14 protein-coding genes are annotated in these 13260 nt (G+C 70.6%); 11 read left to right on the top strand and 3 right to left on the bottom strand.

Features of this window, described 5'->3' with window-relative positions; genetic code table 11:
• Positions 1 to 16 precede the first annotated feature (16 nt).
• Positions 17 to 1147 carry a tRNA 2-thiouridine(34) synthase MnmA gene (gene mnmA, locus AB5J55_RS29630; protein WP_369273555.1) on the top strand — a complete coding sequence of 377 codons (1131 nt, stop codon included), beginning with the start codon at positions 17 to 19 and terminating at the stop codon, positions 1145 to 1147.
• Positions 1148 to 1208: 61 nt separating this feature from the next.
• Here mnmA and AB5J55_RS29635 read toward each other — a convergent pair whose 3' ends face one another.
• Together AB5J55_RS29635 and AB5J55_RS29640 are read right to left on the bottom strand one after the other, a co-directional pair.
• Complete coding sequence (locus tag AB5J55_RS29635; protein ID WP_369273556.1) at positions 1209 to 1988, bottom strand: alpha/beta fold hydrolase; 780 nt, start codon at positions 1986 to 1988, stop codon at positions 1209 to 1211.
• Positions 1989 to 2025: 37 nt separating this feature from the next.
• Entirely contained in the window at positions 2026 to 2349 is a 324-nt protein-coding gene (locus AB5J55_RS29640; RefSeq protein ID WP_328423150.1) for a DUF427 domain-containing protein, read from the bottom strand.
• Positions 2350 to 2399: 50 nt separating this feature from the next.
• On the opposite strand from AB5J55_RS29640, the gene AB5J55_RS29645 reads away from it, so the two are divergent.
• From AB5J55_RS29645 to AB5J55_RS29665, 5 genes are all read left to right on the top strand, one after another.
• Positions 2400 to 2939, top strand: a complete 540-nt coding sequence (locus AB5J55_RS29645; protein WP_328879048.1) for a TIGR00730 family Rossman fold protein — start codon at positions 2400 to 2402, stop codon at positions 2937 to 2939.
• Between the two features lie 27 nt (positions 2940 to 2966).
• The gene (locus AB5J55_RS29650) at positions 2967 to 3656 is read left to right on the top strand and encodes an SDR family oxidoreductase (RefSeq protein WP_369273557.1); all 690 of its coding nucleotides are present in this window, start codon (positions 2967 to 2969) and stop codon (positions 3654 to 3656) included.
• A 48-nt stretch (positions 3657 to 3704) separates the two neighbouring features.
• Positions 3705 to 4712, top strand: a complete 1008-nt coding sequence (locus tag AB5J55_RS29655) for a methionine synthase (RefSeq protein WP_369273559.1) — start codon at positions 3705 to 3707, stop codon at positions 4710 to 4712.
• 15 nt (positions 4713 to 4727) lie between these two features.
• The gene (ligA, locus tag AB5J55_RS29660; RefSeq protein WP_369273560.1) at positions 4728 to 6920 is read left to right on the top strand and encodes an NAD-dependent DNA ligase LigA; all 2193 of its coding nucleotides are present in this window, start codon (positions 4728 to 4730) and stop codon (positions 6918 to 6920) included.
• A gap of 272 nt (positions 6921 to 7192) precedes the next feature.
• Positions 7193 to 9427: a putative bifunctional diguanylate cyclase/phosphodiesterase gene (locus AB5J55_RS29665; protein WP_369273561.1), complete on the top strand. Its 2235-nt coding sequence runs from the start codon at positions 7193 to 7195 to the stop codon at positions 9425 to 9427.
• A 116-nt stretch (positions 9428 to 9543) separates the two neighbouring features.
• Here the strand turns inward: AB5J55_RS29665 and AB5J55_RS29670 are convergent, their stop codons facing one another.
• On the bottom strand, positions 9544 to 10131 hold the full coding sequence (locus AB5J55_RS29670; RefSeq protein ID WP_369273562.1) for a TetR/AcrR family transcriptional regulator: 588 nt from the start codon (positions 10129 to 10131) through the stop codon (positions 9544 to 9546).
• Between the two features lie 87 nt (positions 10132 to 10218).
• Between AB5J55_RS29670 and AB5J55_RS29675 the strand changes: the two genes are divergently transcribed.
• The 5 genes from AB5J55_RS29675 to AB5J55_RS29695 are packed head-to-tail and all read left to right on the top strand — an operon-like array spanning position 10219 to position 13250.
• Positions 10219 to 10590 carry a DUF4267 domain-containing protein gene (locus AB5J55_RS29675; protein ID WP_369273563.1) on the top strand — a complete coding sequence of 124 codons (372 nt, stop codon included), beginning with the start codon at positions 10219 to 10221 and terminating at the stop codon, positions 10588 to 10590.
• Positions 10591 to 10630: 40 nt separating this feature from the next.
• A complete protein-coding gene (locus AB5J55_RS29680) occupies positions 10631 to 11176 on the top strand; it encodes a cupin domain-containing protein (RefSeq protein ID WP_369273564.1) in 546 nt (181 codons plus the stop codon).
• 42 nt (positions 11177 to 11218) lie between these two features.
• A complete protein-coding gene (gatC, locus tag AB5J55_RS29685) occupies positions 11219 to 11515 on the top strand; it encodes an Asp-tRNA(Asn)/Glu-tRNA(Gln) amidotransferase subunit GatC (protein WP_007384860.1) in 297 nt (98 codons plus the stop codon).
• Between the two features lie 5 nt (positions 11516 to 11520).
• Entirely contained in the window at positions 11521 to 13014 is a 1494-nt protein-coding gene (gatA, locus tag AB5J55_RS29690; protein ID WP_369273565.1) for an Asp-tRNA(Asn)/Glu-tRNA(Gln) amidotransferase subunit GatA, read from the top strand.
• On the top strand, positions 13011 to 13250 hold the full coding sequence (locus tag AB5J55_RS29695) for a hypothetical protein (RefSeq protein ID WP_328423132.1): 240 nt from the start codon (positions 13011 to 13013) through the stop codon (positions 13248 to 13250). The genes gatA and AB5J55_RS29695 overlap by 4 nt, the downstream gene beginning before the upstream one ends.
• Positions 13251 to 13260 lie beyond the last annotated feature (10 nt).

A 13260-nucleotide genomic window follows, 5' to 3' on the forward strand; every position in this document is an offset into this window, starting at 1 on the left:
GTACCCTGGAAGGGTTATGACTGACACCGCGCAGCCCTCCCGCCCCCTCCGTGTCCTCGCCGCCATGTCCGGCGGGGTCGACTCCGCCGTCGCCGCCGCCCGCGCGGCCGAGGCGGGCCATGACGTCACCGGCGTCCATCTCGCGCTCTCCGCGAACCCCCAATCCTTCCGCACGGGCGCGCGGGGCTGTTGCACCATCGAGGACTCCCGCGACGCCCGCCGCGCCGCGGACGTGATCGGCATCCCGTTCTATGTGTGGGACCTCGCCGACCGCTTCCGCGAGGACGTGGTCGAGGACTTCATCGCCGAGTACGAGGCCGGCCGCACCCCGAACCCCTGCCTGCGCTGCAACGAGAAGATCAAGTTCGCGGCCCTGCTGGACAAGGCCCTGGCCCTCGGCTTCGACGCGGTCTGCACCGGCCACTACGCCACGGTCGTGCTGAACGAGGACGGCACCCGCGAGCTGCACCGCGCCTCCGACATGGCCAAGGACCAGTCGTACGTCCTCGGCGTCCTGGACGAGCAGCAGCTCGCGCACGCGATGTTCCCGCTCGGCGACACCCTGACGACGAAGGACGAGATCCGCGCGGAGGCCGAGCGCCGTGGTCTGGCGGTCGCGAAGAAGCCGGACTCGCACGACATCTGCTTCATCGCCGACGGCGACACCCAGGGCTTCCTCGCGAACCGCCTCGGCAAGGCGGAGGGCGACATCGTCGACGAGACGGGTGCGAAGCTCGGCACCCACGAGGGCGCGTACGGCTTCACCATCGGCCAGCGCAAGGGCCTGCGCATCGGCACCCCGGCCCCCGACGGCAAGCCGCGCTACGTCCTCGACATCTCGCCGGTCAACAACACGGTGACGGTCGGCCCGGCGGACTCCCTCGACGTCAGCGCCCTCACCGCCATCAAGCCCCGCTGGTGCGGCACCGCCCCGACCGGCCCCGGCACCTACACCGCCCAGCTCCGCGCCCACGGCGGCGAGACCGAGGTGAGCGCCGAACTGGTCGACGGCACCCTGGAGGTCACCTTCACGGAGCCGGTCCGCGGAGTGGCCCCCGGCCAGGCGATCGTCCTGTACGACGGCACGCGCGTGGTGGGCTCCGCGACGATCGCGTCGACGGTGCGGGCTACGACAGCGGCCGTCTGAGGCGAGGCACCCGGGCGGAGCCGAACTCCCGGCACACGCGTGTGCCCGTACCCGGCCCCGATCACGCCCCGAAGAACTCCGCGAGCACCGGCCCGAGAACGTCCGGCTCCACCATGTGGGTCTGCCCCTCCAGGCTCCGGTACGTCCCCTCGGGCACGGTCTCCGCGACGGCCCGCGTCGCCTCAAGCATCCACGCGGGGCTCACGCCGCCCGCGACGGCCAGCACCGGCACCCCGATCGAGGCCAGCCGGTCCCGGGGCAGCAGACCGTCGCCCATCACGGCGTCGTCGTACGCCAGACTCGGCGCGATGGTCTCCAGGCCGGGCCACATGGGCGACTGGCGGGCACCCTGGATCATCTGCTCGGCCATGCCCGTGAGCCGCAGGAAGAGCTCGACGGCGTCCCCGCGTCGGCCTTCCGCCAGCGCCTCGGTCAGCCGCTCGGTGTACTCCGCGCGCTCCTTGGCGCCGCCCTCGTAGACGGCGAACGGCACCTCGTACACGGCGACCTGACGCACCGGCAGCCCGCTCGCCGCCGCCTCGAGCGCCAGGGCGCCGCCCGACGAGACACCGTAGAGCGCCGCCTCGCCACCCACCGCCTCGATCAGCGCGGCAAGATCCTCGACCTCGCGCTCCACCGCGTACGGCTGAGTGTCACCGCTCTCGCCGCGCCCCCGACGGTCGTACGAGACGACTCTGAAGCGATCCGCGAGGGGTACGGCCAGCGGCGCGACAGTGGCCCCGGTGGACATCGCCCCACTGACCAGGATCACCGCCGGCCCCTGCCCGCTGCTCTGGTACGCGATGGAGGTGCCGTCGTGCGAAATGGTGTTCTTGTCCATGCCTGTGGAGATTGCCGTATGGGACGGCCCTAATCGTTTACGACACCTCGACTTCGTAGAAGCACAGGTGGTCCTTGATCTCGGCCACGTCCGGCTTGGGGTCCGGGTAGGCCCAGACGAGGTCCGCCGCGTCGGGCAGCGACCAGTAGGAGGCTGTTCCCTTGAACGGGCAGTAGGAGTGTGTCTCGGAGGGCGTCAGCAGGTCCAGGCGTACGTCCTCGGGCGGGATGTAGTAGCGCACGGGACAGCCCGTTTCCCGCAGGAGGAGAGGGCGGTCGGATTCAGCCAGGATCTGGTCGCCGTGGACGACCCGCACGCGTCGGGTGCCCTGCTCGATCGTGATCGTGTGTCCTTGAGCCATATCGGAAAAGCGCTCGCGGGCCCCCGGTTCTTCCCGCGTACGGTGACTGCATGCGTATCTGTGTCTTCCTCTCCGCCGCCGACCTCGACGACCGTTACACGCGACCCGCGCGCGAGTTCGCGAAACTGCTGGGCAAGGGCGGGCACACGCTCGTGTGGGGCGGCTCCGACGTCGGGCTGATGAAGGTGGTCGCCGACGGGGTGCAGGAGGCGGGCGGCCGGCTGGTCGGGGTCTCCGTGCAGTTCCTGGCCTCCAAGGTCCGCCCGGGCGTCGACGAGATGGTGATCGCGAAGGACCTGGCCGAGCGCAAGAAGCTGCTGCTGGAGAAGGCCGACGCGGTGGTGATCATGGTCGGCGGCACCGGGACCCTCGACGAGGCGACGGAGATCCTGGAGCTGAAGAAGCACGGCCACACGGACAAGCCGGTCGTCCTGCTCAACACCGCGGGCTTCTACGACGGCCTGAAAGAGCAGTTCCGCCGCATGGACGACGAGGGCTTCCTGCCCCGCCCCCTGACCGACCTGGTGTTCTTCGCGGAGGAGCCGGTGGGGGCGCTGGCGTACCTGGAGGAGAGCCAGGGAGTGGAGTGACCGGGCACTGATGCGAGCATGGCGGGCATGGCTACACATGTGATCACCGGAGCGGGCTCCGGCATCGGCGCGGCCGTCGCCCGCCGTCTGCACACGCGCGGGGACGATCTCGTCCTCCACGCGCGCGACGCGGGCCGCGCGAAGGAGCTGGCGGCGGAGTTCCCGGGCGCGAAGACGCTGGTCGGCGACCTGGCGGACCCGGACAAGCTGTCCTGGGCCTTCTCCCACCAGACGCTCCCGGGCCGGGTGGACTCCCTGCTCCACATCGCCGGGGTCGTGGACCTCGGCGCGGTGGGCGACCTGACCCCGAAGTCCTGGCGCCATCAGCTGAACGTCAACCTGATCGCCCCGGCGGAACTGACCCGCCACTTCCTTCCCCAACTCCGCACCGCCCGCGGCCATGTGATCTTCGTGAACTCGGGCGCGGGCCTGCGCGCGAGTGCCGAGTGGTCCGCGTACGCCGCGTCCAAGCACGGTCTGAAGGCCCTGGCCGACTCCCTGCGCAACGAGGAGCACGACAACGGCGTCCGGGTCACGTCCGTCTACCCGGGCCGCACCGCCAGCCCGATGCAGGCGAAGGTCCACCAGCAGGAGGGCAAGGAGTACGACGAGTCGCAGTGGATCGACCCCGAGTCGGTCGCCACGACGATCCTGATGGCCCTGGACCTCCCGAGGGACGCGGAGGTCAACGACCTGACGGTACGGCCGGGACGGTGACGCGGCTCGCCGGTGAAGCCGGCGGCGCGCGTTACATACGCTGTCCACGTGAGTGACAACAGCCAGTCCACCTTCGCCCCCGCCACCGGCGTGGGCTCCATGCCCGGTGGCGACGCCCGTGAGGCCGCCAAGACCGTCACCGGGTCCTTCGAGGACTTCCCGTTCCTCGCCGAGCTGCCCGCCCGCGGCCCCGGCGCTGACATGATCGGGCGGACCGCGGGGATGCTCGTCGAGCTGTACGCGCGGGTGGAGCCCAGCGGATGGCGGATCGGGGACCGGCCGGGGCGGGACACCAGGCGGGCGAGGTCGTGGCTGGGGGAGGACCTCGACGCGCTGGAGGAGTTCACCCAGGGACACGAGGGGCTGCTCAAGGTCCAGGCCGTCGGGCCCTGGACCCTGGCCGCGGCCCTGGAGCTGAGGAACGGCGAGGTCGCTCTCTCCGACGCCGGCGCCTGCCGCGACCTCGCCGCCTCGCTCGCCGAGGGGCTGCGGCAGCACCTGGAGGAGGTCCGGCGCCGTGTACCCGGCGCCCAGCTCGTCCTCCAGCTCGACGAGCCCTCGCTCGTCGCCGCGCTGCGCGGGCAGGTGAAGTCCGCCAGTGGCTACCGGACCCACCGTGCCGTGGACCGGCAGATCGTCGAGGCCACCCTCCGCGACGTCGTCGGGGTTCACGGCGACGGCCCCGTCGTGGTCCACTCATGCGCACCGGACGTCCCGTTCGCCCTGCTGCGCCGGGCGGGCGCGGCAGCGGTCTCCTTCGACTTCTCGCTCCTCACCGAACGTGACGACGATGCGATCGGCGAGGCCGTGGAAGGGGGCACCCGGCTCTTCGCAGGTGTCGTCCCGGGCACGGACGGCCCATTGTCAGACCCTGCCGGTAGCGTCATGGGTGTCAGGACGTTGTGGCGCAGGCTGGGGCTGTCACCGGGGCTTCTCGCGGAGGCGGTCACGGTCACGCCGTCGTGCGGACTCGCGGGGGCCTCCCCGGAGTACGCGCGCAAGGCACTCGCGCACTGCGCCCGGGCGGCGAGATCCCTCGCGGACAACCCAGAGTAACGGGAGGACCATACGGTGGCCGGCGACAAGCAAGCGGAGACGACGGTGCCCGCGGAGGCACGGGAGAAGCACGCGAAGCTCGCTGAGCAGATCGAGGAGCACCGCTTCCGGTACTACGTGAAGGACGCTCCGGTCATCAGCGACGCGGAGTTCGACGAGCTCCTGCGCTCGCTCGAAGCACTGGAGGACGAGTATCCGGAGCTGCGCACACCGGACTCGCCGACCCAGAAGGTCGCCGTCGAGTACGAGACCGACCTCGCCGAGGTCGAGCACCGCGAGCGCATGCTCTCCCTGGACAACGTCTTCGACGACGCGGGCCTCGCGGCCTGGGCGGAGAGAGTGGCCAGGGACGTCGGCGGTCCCGACTACCACCTGCTGTGCGAGCTCAAGGTCGACGGGCTCGCGGTGAACCTGACGTACGAGGACGGCCGGCTCACCCGGGCCGCCACCCGTGGCACCGGACGGATCGGCGAGGACATCACGCCCAACGTCATGACGATCGCAGAGATCCCGCATCGGCTGACGGGCGATCGTGTGCCGCGTCTCGTCGAGATCCGCGGCGAGGTCTACTTCCCGATGGAGGCCTTCGCGGACCTCAACGCCCGGCGTGTGAAGGCCGGTGAGAAGCCGTACGCCAACCCGCGCAACTCCGCCTCCGGTTCGCTGCGGCAGAAGGACCCGAAGGTCACGGCGACGCTTCCGCTGCACATGGTGGTCCACGGCATCGGCGCCCTGGAGGGGTACGAGGGCCTGACCCGCCTCTCCGAGGCCTATGACCTGCTCAAGAGCTGGGGTCTGCCCACCTCCACGCACGCCAGGGTGGTCGAGGGTCTCGACGGCGTCCGGGAGTTCATCGCGTACTACGGCGAGAACCGCCACTCCGTGGAGCACGAGATCGACGGCGTCGTCGTCAAGCTCGACGAGATCCCGCTCCAGGGCCGCCTCGGTTCGACCTCGCGCGCGCCGCGCTGGGCGATCGCGTACAAGTACGCGCCGGAGGAGGTCAACACCAAGCTCATCAACATCCGTGTGGGCGTGGGCCGTACGGGCCGGGTGACGCCGTACGCCCAGGTCGAGCCGGTCACGGTCGCGGGCTCGGAGGTCGAGTTCGCCACCCTGCACAACCAGGACGTCGTCAAGGCGAAGGGCGTCCTCATCGGTGACACGGTGGTGCTGCGCAAGGCCGGTGACGTGATCCCGGAGATCCTCGGGCCCGTGGTGGACCTGCGCGACGGCAGCGAGCGCGAGTTCGTGATGCCGTCCGAGTGCCCGGAGTGCGGTACGGCGCTCAGGCCGATGAAGGAGGGCGACGTCGACCTGCGCTGCCCGAACGCCCGCACCTGTCCGGCCCAGTTGCGTGAGCGCCTGTTCTATCTCGCGGGCCGCAAGGCGCTGGACATCGAGCATTTCGGCTATGTCGCCGCCGCCGCGCTCACCAAGCCGCTGGAGCCGTCCGAGCCGCCGCTGCTGGACGAGGGCGACCTGTTCGACCTGACCGTCGAGCAGTTGCTGCCCATCAAGGCGTACGTCCTGGACCAGGACAGCGGTCTGCCCAAGCGCGACCCGAAGACCGGCGAGGAGAAGATCGTCACGATCTTCGCCAACCAGCAGGGCGAGCCCAAGAAGAACGCGGTCGCGATGCTGGAGAACATCGCCGCCGCGAAGGCGCGTCCGCTCGCCCGCATCCTCACCGGCCTGTCGATCCGTCACGTCGGACCGGTCGCCGCCGAGGCGCTGGCCCGCGAGTTCCGCTCCATCGAACGTATCGAGCAGGCCGGCGAGGAGGAGTTGGCGAACACCGACGGCGTCGGCCCGATCATCGCCGCCTCGCTGAAGGAGTGGTTCGCCGAGGAGTGGCACCAGGAGATCCTGCGCAAGTGGAAGGCGGCCGGCGTACGCACCGAGGAGGAGGGCTCCGGGGAGGACGAGGGACCGCGTCCGCTGGAAGGGCTTACTGTCGTCGTCACCGGCACTCTGGAGCACTTCACGCGCGATGGCGCCAAGGAGGCGCTGCAAACTCGCGGAGCGAAGGTGACCGGTTCCGTTTCGAAGAAGACATCTTTTGTTGTCGTAGGTGACAACCCTGGGTCTAAGTACGACAAGGCAATGCAGGTCAAGGTGCCAGTTCTGAACGAGGACGGCTTCAACGTCCTCCTGGAACGGGGGCCCGACGCGGCGGCCGAAGTTGCGCTACCCGCAGAGGAGTAGCGGTTGAAGGCTCCCCGATCGGCGCATATCAGATGCATACGGGTGGCTGGGGCGCATTCGGGCAACCGTCGACGACCGCTGCCCGTGGAAGCCTTCTGCAGCCTACTGTTGAGGTGTGCGCCTGCCGTGCCCAGCTGCGGTCGGGGCATCCCCTTGGCTCTGCAGAGCCTTGAAGGGCGAGGGGAAGGGTTTTCCAACGCGGTGCCGTTGAAGGTTGTTGTCGGGCATCGGGCCGCGTGGCGTGGGCACCGCCGGCTGTGAGAGGGACGGGAATGGAACCGACCGAGAGCGCCGCCCCCGACTCACGGCTGCGCCGGATGGCCGGCGCGTGGCGGGGGTGGGCGGCACGGACCGCGGAGCGTTCGCGGGCGGAAAGAGCTGCGGGGAGCGCCGCCGGGCGGAAGGTCATGACGGAGGACCGCACCACCGTGCCGTTCGGCACCGAGCGCGCCGACGGGCTGCCCGGTTCCGATCACGAACGGCACCTGTCCTGGCCCGCGCTGCCCGCGGCGGTCGTCGCTGCGGCCGGGTTCGTTCTCGGCGCCGGGTTCTACCGGGCGTTCTCCGGCGACCACGCCCTCTTCCCGTCCGGCACCGTCGGCTGGTCCCTGGCCGTGCTGACCGGCATCATCGTCGGCCACCTGGTGGCCCTCGGTCGCGCCCGCTGGTGGGGCGGCACCGGATCCGGCGCCGCCCTCACCCTCGCCGTGCTGATGCTGTACGGCTGGGTGCCGGCCGGCATGGTCAGCCTCACCGTCGTCGTTCTGGTCGGCATCGCCCGGCGGGGGCGCTGGCTGCAGGGTGTGCTGCACGGCGCGGTGGACATCCTCGGCATCGCCGCCGGAGCCCTCGTGCTGGCCGCCTTCGGCCGGGTGCCGACCGTCGAGAACCCCTGGAACCCCGACACCTGGACGCTCTACACCGCCCCCGGCGTGGTGCTCGTCGCCGCCGCCTATCTCGCGGTCACCCGGGTCCTGCTCTGGTACCTGCACGCCCCGCGCGGCGGCCTGCCCACCGTCGCCCGCACCGCCCTGGTCAGACAGGGGCTGGTCGCGGTCGCGCTGCTCGGCATCGCCCCGCTGGTGTGCGTGGTCGCCACCGCCAAGCCCCTGCTGCTGCCGCTGTTCTCCATCCCGCTCGTCGCCCTCGACTCCACCCTGTGGATCGCTCGGGCCCGGGCGGAGGAGCAGCTGCGCGACCCGCTGACCGGGCTGCCCAACCGGCAGTGGCTGCTGGAGCGCATCTGGACCGCGCTCGACGACGCCGAGCGCATCGGTGCCCGGTCCGCCCTGATGCTGATCGACCTCGACCGTTTCCGGTCGGTCAACGACACGCTCGGTCATCTCGCCGGTGACCGGTTGCTGTTGCAGATAGCCGACCGGCTGCGGCTCGCCCTGCCGCGCGGAGCGGAGGCCGCGCGGCTCGGTGGTGACGAGTTCGCCGTCTTACTGCCGGTCGCCGACTCCACGACGTCCGCGACCCGGGTGGCCCGCAGCCTCGTCGCCGCCCTCAGCTCCCCGCTCGACCTCGACGGCCTCACCCTGGTCCTGGAGGCCAGCGCCGGTGTCGCGGTCTTCCCCGACCACGCGCTCGACGCCGAGGGTCTGCTGCGACGCGCGGACGTGGCGATGTACCAGGCGAAGCGGGACCGCACCGGCGTGGAGGTCTACGAGTCGAAGCGGGACTCCAACACCCCGGACCGGCTGGGCCTGCTGGGAGATCTGCGCCGGGCGCTCGACGCGCACGAGGTCGAGCTGCACTACCAGCCGAAGGTCCGCTTCGACGGACAGGTCGCCGGCCTGGAGGCCTTGGTCCGCTGGGTGCATCCCGAGCGCGGGAAGGTGCCGCCGGACGAGTTCATAGCGATCGCCGAGTCGTCCGGGCTGATGCCGCATCTGACGGAGTACGTGCTGGAGACGGCGCTCGGGCAGGTGGCCCGGTGGCGGTCCCAGGGGCTTTTCGTGCCCGTCGCCGTGAACGTCTCGCCGCGTGACGTCCACACCCCCGGATTCGCCGGCTCCGTCGCCGCGCGGCTCGCCCGGCACGGTGTCCCGGCGGGAGCGCTCCAACTGGAGATAACGGAACACGTCCTGCTGGAGGACCCGCAGCGGGCCGCGGACACGCTCGCCGGGCTGACCGGGCACGGCGTGAAGATGTCCCTGGACGACTTCGGCACCGGGTACTCGTCCCTCGTGCACCTCAGACGGCTGCCCGTGAGCGAACTGAAGATCGACCGCTCGTTCGTGGCCCGGCTCGCGGTGGACACCGAGGACGCGGAGATCGTGCGCTGCACCGTGGACCTCGCGCACTCGCTGGGCCTGCTCGTGGTCGCCGAGGGCGTCGAGGACGACGAGACCTGGGAACGCCTGCGGGATCTGGGCTGCGACGCCGTACAGGGATGGCTGGTCGCCGCGGCGATGCCACCCGAGGAGACCACGGCATGGCTGCTGGCGCGAGGGTCGCGCGGGTGGCAGCGGCCGCGTGCGGCGCTGCCGGCCGCCGAGTAGGTCTCCGGTGAGTGCCGCGAGGGGTGGTGCGGCGGCTGCGGCGCCGTCGTGGCCGGTCGCGCGGTTCCCCGCGCCCCTCAGGGCGTTGTCCAGCCGCAAGCTGCCACCGAATCGGTTCAGCGACTCGCTCCTGCCGTGAAGTGTCCGATCAGCAGCGCCAACCTCTGCTCATGATCCCTCTCCGGTAGCCGCCCGCTGCGCATCAGGGTCACCAGACCGTGCAGCCCCGCCCAGTACGTCTCCGTCAGCACCCCCAGGTCCTCGCCCGCCCCTGCGATCGGCTCCACCACCGCCGCGATCTCCCCGAAGGCCCGTTTAAGTGGCTCCGGCGCCTCGTCCGTGGCGAACGGCAGGTCCACCCGGTACGTGAACATGGCGTCGTAGAGCGCCGGTCGGCGTCGGCCGAAGGCCGTGTACGTCTCGCCCACCGCCGTCAGCGCCGCGCTGGTGCCCTTCGCCGCCGTACGGGCCGCGTGCAGTTCGTCCGCCAGGTCCGCGCAGCCCTGCACCGCGACCGCGGCCATGATCGCGTCCTTGCCCTTGAAGTGGCTGTAGAGGACCGGCTGGCTGTACTCGATCTCCGCCGCCAGTCGGCGGGTCGTCACCGCGTCCCAGCCCTCGGCCTCCGCGAGTTCCCGCGCGGCCGTGACGATCAACCGCTCGCGCTCCGCTCGTTCGCGCTCCCTGCGCGTCTGGATCGACATGCCAGGAATTCTAGCAGCGCTAGCGCAACTGTCGATGCTCTGCTAGCTTCGCTCTTGTCCCTAGCATCGCTAGCGAGGAGTGAAGACATGACCGTGACCGCCTACACCCTGGCCGTCGTGCTCAACCTGTTCTGCCTGTTCCTCGGGTACCGGTTCCTGTTCCAGCCCGCCTCCGCCGCCACCGGTTACGGCGTGCCCGCCCGGCCGGAAGGCGACGCCGGCGCCTATCTCTCGATCAAGGGCCTGAGGGACGGCACCTTCGGCCTGCTGGGCCTGGCGCTGCTGTTCTTCGTGGGCGCCCGCGCCGAGGCCTGGTTCATGCTCGCCGTGGCGATCGTGCCGCTCTGCGACACACTGATAGTGCTGCGGCACGGCGGAACGAAAGCCGTCGCGTTCGGGATCCACTTCGCCACGGCGGTCGTCGTCCTGATCACCGCCGCCCTGCTCTTCCTCGTCTGACCTCGTCCGAGCACGTCAAGACCGTCACCGGGGGTTCGACATGTCGCTGTTCGTTCCGAAGTTCGACGAGTCCGTGATCGTCCGCGAGGCCGAGGCGGAGGTCGTCGGCCGCGCGCCCACCACCGTGCGTCTGCTGGCCGACAGCAGCCGGACGGGCGGCGCGCTGTCCACCCAGCGCGTGACACTCCAGGGCGGCGCCGACGGCGCCGAACCGCACTGGCACGACAACTCCGCCGAGATGTTCTTCCTGCTCGACGGTGCCGCCGAGATCCTCTCCGGCGACGACGTCGTCACCGCCGGCCCCGGCGACCTCGTCGTCGTACCGCCCGGCAAGCCGCACGCCTTCGCCGCCGTGCCGGGCGCCGACGCCGACCTCCTGATCGTCATCACACCCGGCGTCGAGCGCTTCGAGTACTTCCGCCACCTCCAGCGCGTCGCCCTCGGTGAGGCCACCCCGGAGAGCCTGCTGGAGGTGCAGGAGCTGTACGACAACCACTTCATGAGGAGCGAGGCCTGGGACGGCCGCCGGCGCTGGCGGGCGAGGGCCGGGGAAACCGTTTCACAGGCACAGGTCCCCGACCCATAGGATTGGGCCAAACCACACACACTCACCCCAGAGGATCGCTGCATGCCTGGCATCACGCGCGAGGAGGTCGCCCACCTCGCCCGGCTGGCGCGTCTGGAGCTGAAGCCCGAAGAGCTCGAGCACTTCGCGGGACAGCTGGACGACATCATCGGCGCGGTCGCCCGCGTCAGTGAGGTCGCCGACCAAGACGTACCGCCGACCTCGCACCCGCTCCCGCTGACGAACGTCATGCGAGCGGACGAGGTCCGTCCGTCGCTCACCCCCGAGCAGGCGCTCTCCGGCGCCCCGGCCCAGGAGCAGCAGCGTTTCAAGGTGCCGCAGATCCTGGGGGAGGACTAATCGCCATGACGGACATCATCAAGCTCACGGCCGCCGAGACCGCCGCGAAGATCGCCTCCGGCGAACTCACCGCGGTCGAGGTCACCGAGGCCCACCTGGCCCGCATCGAGGCCGTCGACGAGAAGGTGCACGCCTTCCTGCACGTCGACCGCGAGGGCGCCCTCGCCCAGGCCCGTGCCGTCGACGAGAAGCGGGCCAAGGGCGAGAAGCTCGGCCCGCTGGCCGGCGTCCCGCTCGCGCTGAAGGACATCTTCACCACCGAGGGCATTCCGACGACCGTCGGTTCGAAGATCCTCGAGGGCTGGATCCCGCCGTACGACGCGACGCTCACCAAGCGGCTCAAGGCCGCCGACGTCGTCATCCTCGGCAAGACCAACATGGACGAGTTCGCCATGGGGTCCTCCACCGAGAACAGCGCCTACGGCCCGACCGGCAACCCCTGGGACCTCACCAAGATCCCCGGTGGATCGGGTGGCGGCTCGTCCGCCGCGCTCGCCTCCTTCCAGGCGCCGCTCGCCATCGGCACCGACACCGGCGGCTCCATCCGCCAGCCGGCCTCCGTCACCGGCACGGTCGGCGTGAAGCCGACGTACGGCGCGGTGTCCCGCTACGGCATGGTCGCCTTCTCCAGCTCCCTCGACCAGGGCGGCCCCTGCGCCCGTACGGTCCTGGACGCGGCCCTGCTGCACGAGGTCATCGCCGGGCACGACCCGATGGACTCCACCTCGATCGACGCGCCGGTCCCGCCGGTCGTCGAGGCCGCCCGCAACGGCAGTGTCGAGGGCATGCGCGTCGGCGTCGTCAAGCAGTTCCGCGGCGAGGGCTACCAGGCCGGCGTCATCCAGCGCTTCGACGAGTCCGTCGAGCTGCTCAAGGAGCTGGGCGCGCAGATCGTCGAGCTGGACTGCCCGTCCTTCGACCTGGCGCTCTCGGCGTACTACCTGATCGCGCCCTCCGAGTGCTCCTCCAACCTCGCCCGCTTCGACGGCCTGCGCTACGGCCTGCGGACCGGCGACGACGGTACGAACTCCGCCGAGGCGGTCACGTCGATCACCCGTGAGGCGGGCTTCGGCCCCGAGGTGAAGCGCCGCATCATGCTCGGCACGTACGCCCTGTCGAGCGGGTACTACGACGCGTACTACGGCAGCGCCCAGAAGGTCCGCACGCTCATCACCCGCGACTTCGAGAAGGCCTTCGAGCAGGTCGACGTGATCGTCTCCCCGACGACGCCGACCACCGCCTTCGCGATCGGCGAGCGTGCCGACGACCCGATGGCGATGTACCTCGCCGACCTGTGCACCATCCCGACCAACCTGGCGGGCAACGCGGCCATGTCGCTGCCCTGCGGTCTCGCTCCGGAGGACAACCTCCCGGTCGGCCTGCAGATCATCGCTCCGGCGATGAAGGACGACCGGCTCTACAAGGTCGGCGCTGCTGTCGAGGCCGCCTTCGTGGAAAGGTGGGGGCACCCGCTGATCGAGGAGGCTCCGTCGCTGTGAGTGCACTGACCAAGGCCAAGGGCTTCAAGAAGTCCAAGTCCGGTACGTACCTGTCCATGGCCGCCACCGCGTTCGGCGCGTTCGGCGTCGCAAAGCGGCTCAAGACGGCCCGCGCCGAGAAGGACACACTGGTCCTGATCGACGCCACCGTGTCCGCCGCCGCCATCGTCACCGGCCTCGCCATCCTCTACCGCGAGCTGAAGCGGCTGGGCGACGACGACGTCCTGCTGGGCTGAGAGGGAAGTT

This window comes from Streptomyces sp. R11 (assembly GCF_041051905.1).
Lineage (GTDB): Bacteria > Actinomycetota > Actinomycetes > Streptomycetales > Streptomycetaceae > Streptomyces.

Excerpts from the sequence above, each read along its gene's own strand:
- AB5J55_RS29645 (WP_328879048.1), top strand. The coding sequence starts at position 2,400 with ATGCGTATCTGTGTCTTCCTCTCCGCCGCCGACCTCGACGACCGTTAC.
- AB5J55_RS29640 (WP_328423150.1), bottom strand. The coding sequence starts at position 2,349 with ATGGCTCAAGGACACACGATCACGATCGAGCAGGGCACCCGACGCGTG.
- AB5J55_RS29650 (WP_369273557.1), top strand. The coding sequence starts at position 2,967 with ATGGCTACACATGTGATCACCGGAGCGGGCTCCGGCATCGGCGCGGCC.
- AB5J55_RS29665 (WP_369273561.1), top strand. The coding sequence starts at position 7,193 with ATGGAACCGACCGAGAGCGCCGCCCCCGACTCACGGCTGCGCCGGATG.
- gatA (WP_369273565.1), top strand. The coding sequence starts at position 11,521 with ATGACGGACATCATCAAGCTCACGGCCGCCGAGACCGCCGCGAAGATC.
- AB5J55_RS29675 (WP_369273563.1), top strand. The coding sequence starts at position 10,219 with ATGACCGTGACCGCCTACACCCTGGCCGTCGTGCTCAACCTGTTCTGC.
- AB5J55_RS29635 (WP_369273556.1), bottom strand. The coding sequence starts at position 1,988 with ATGGACAAGAACACCATTTCGCACGACGGCACCTCCATCGCGTACCAG.
- mnmA (WP_369273555.1), top strand. The coding sequence starts at position 17 with ATGACTGACACCGCGCAGCCCTCCCGCCCCCTCCGTGTCCTCGCCGCC.
- AB5J55_RS29670 (WP_369273562.1), bottom strand. The coding sequence starts at position 10,131 with ATGTCGATCCAGACGCGCAGGGAGCGCGAACGAGCGGAGCGCGAGCGG.
- AB5J55_RS29680 (WP_369273564.1), top strand. The coding sequence starts at position 10,631 with ATGTCGCTGTTCGTTCCGAAGTTCGACGAGTCCGTGATCGTCCGCGAG.
- gatC (WP_007384860.1), top strand. The coding sequence starts at position 11,219 with ATGCCTGGCATCACGCGCGAGGAGGTCGCCCACCTCGCCCGGCTGGCG.